Annotated in this window: 2 protein-coding genes; one reads left to right on the forward strand and one right to left on the reverse strand. The window is 66.6% G+C overall.

What is annotated here, in order from left to right; translation table 11 throughout:
• Positions 1-563 precede the first annotated feature (563 nt).
• On the reverse strand, positions 564-821 hold the full coding sequence (locus LQV45_RS35930; protein WP_374208305.1) for a hypothetical protein: 258 nt from the start codon (positions 819-821) through the stop codon (positions 564-566).
• Positions 822-1,235: 414 nt separating this feature from the next.
• On the opposite strand from LQV45_RS35930, the gene LQV45_RS27040 reads away from it, so the two are divergent.
• The gene (locus LQV45_RS27040; RefSeq protein ID WP_230009848.1) at positions 1,236-1,919 is read left to right on the forward strand and encodes a DedA family protein; all 684 of its coding nucleotides are present in this window, start codon (positions 1,236-1,238) and stop codon (positions 1,917-1,919) included.
• Positions 1,920-2,216 lie beyond the last annotated feature (297 nt).

Below are 2,216 nucleotides of genomic sequence, written 5' to 3' on the forward strand. Positions count from 1 at the left end.
GCCACTATGCCGTGCATCACTCCAACCCCGTGCCAGCAGATCCCCCACATGGCGGGCCCAGGCGCTAGCAGCCAAGCAGTCCGTCGTGTTGTCGAATGCAGGCCGCCACAGGGGCATGACGCGGCAGGATGCCTCCGATGCCCTCTGGGCGAGACTCCGAACCAAGTGTTGTTCGAGGGGTACCGCAACCGGGTCCCGGACGGCTGACGGCTTGCCTGACCCTGAGCCGGCTCATGGATCCCGCCGCGATCATCGCCGGCCTTCCAGCCAACACTGCCGTCTGCCATCTGCCGGGGCGTATGACGAGTTGATGGCCCGACAGCAGCCACCCCGCCGAAATCGTGGCTGAAGGGAACACCTGACGAACGTCAGCTACCTGGAATCAGCGAAGGACCTTGCAACCCGCGGCGGAAGTTGCATGATCTCGTGGTTTGATCGAGCGATTGATTCGGCCGCAGCCTGTTCCCAGGACGTCGAAGCAGCAAGAACTGTCAGGCAACCCCCTGGAGTCACCCTTGCTGTCTGTGCTTACTGAGAGCTCCCCCAGTCGATGTTCGCGATGTCTAAGGTGTTATCGACTCCCCTGAGTTCGCCCGCAATGCATCGGAACGGTCGGCTCGATGCGTCGCGCAGATCCGTGATCTGTATCGGATACCGCTTTCAAGAGCGGCACCTTCCACGACGAACAAGACCGACGCGTGTTCATTGCCTGCCGGAGCCGCCTGGCGAACGTGTTCCCACCCGACGCGATCCCAGGCAGTGTCATCAACGGCCTTCACCCACGCGCGGAATCCATCTTCATGCTCGGAAAGCGCATCCACCCAAGCGTCTTGGTGCTGAAGGGCGTACGCGCCAGGAGGGAGGGCGGGCTTGGCCTGTGTGTGAGCCTCTCCTTCGTGCGTCTTCGGTCGCCAATAGTCCCGGGAACCTGGGCAGCTCTTCAGGGCCTAAAGCAGGAGGCGTAGTAGACGCGCAGGTCCGGCGGTCGTAGCGGCGCGGGCGGTGGTGGTTGCGGGCGATCCGGCCGGAGCGCCGAGCCTAGCGCCGCGGCCGGAAACGCTGTGCCGCCGCCGGCCGGGCGGTGTCCGCAGCGTGCTCTTGACGCGGCCCCGGCCGCAAGGGTAGACAAGGGCCATCCCGGTGCTGTCGCGGGGGTTATGACCGCAGACAGAACGCGGGCAGCGCGGGGACCGTCATGATGAACCACGGCGGAGCAGCGGAGTGAGGTGTGAGCGATGACCGGATTAGTTGCCTTCCGCTTCGTGGCGCTCGGCTGGGCGGCCTACTTCGCCGCGGAAGCAGGGGTTGCGGACGAATGGGCGTACTACTTCGCCGTCTTCGTGATTGTGCTGGCCCAGTGCGCCGGTGTACCGCTTCCCGCCGTGGCCGTCCTGCTTGGAGCCTACGCCTCGGCGCGCCACGGAGACCTGAACCTTGCCGCCGTTATCGCGGTCGGCAGCCTGGGCGCCATGCTCGGGAGCACGATTGGCTACGTACTTGGGCGGGCGGGAGGCCGTCCGCTGATGCTTCGACTCGCACGGCGCTTCCACGCCGACGAGAATCGCATCCTCCAGCTCGAGTCGTTCTTCGATCGGCACGGTGGCAAAGCCTTGTTCTTCGGCCGCTGGGTCATAGTGGTCCGGCTCTGGGGCGCCATTGCCGCGGGGGCCGCCAAGATGCCGTGGCCCAATTTTCTGCTCTGGACCATCACAGGGTCCATTGCCTGGGTCGCGAGCCTCAGTGTTCTCGCCTATTTGGCCGGGGCGCTGGCCAATGCCATCGGTGACGCTCTCGACATCGGCGGTTGGGTGCTGGTCCCCTTCGTCGTGCTTGGCCTGGTGATCGTCTGGCGCCGGCGCAGACGCCGGAAGCTCAGGTCAGCGGGAGGGGCAGGGGACGGCGTGCCCGATGCCGAATGAGGCCGTCCAGGCGCGTCCGGCCTGTACGTTCCTGCAGCAACGCGGGGCCTCCTACAAGGCGGAGCATACGACGTCGTAGGGCCCCTCACCGGCGATCGGGCGCCAGGGGCGATTACCGGCCCGGCCCGGGGGCAGCTGGCCGTGGGCCCGGGCTCCGGGGCCGGGGTCCCGGCCCTGCCGGAGAGGGGGGTTAAATGCGGGAGGACCCCCACCTGGTGGTGGGGGTCCTCGACCGTTAATGGTGTTCCGGCGGTGACCTACTCTCCCACACCCTCCCGGGTGCAGTACCATCGGCGC

Source organism: Microbacterium sp. Bi128 (assembly GCF_918698205.1).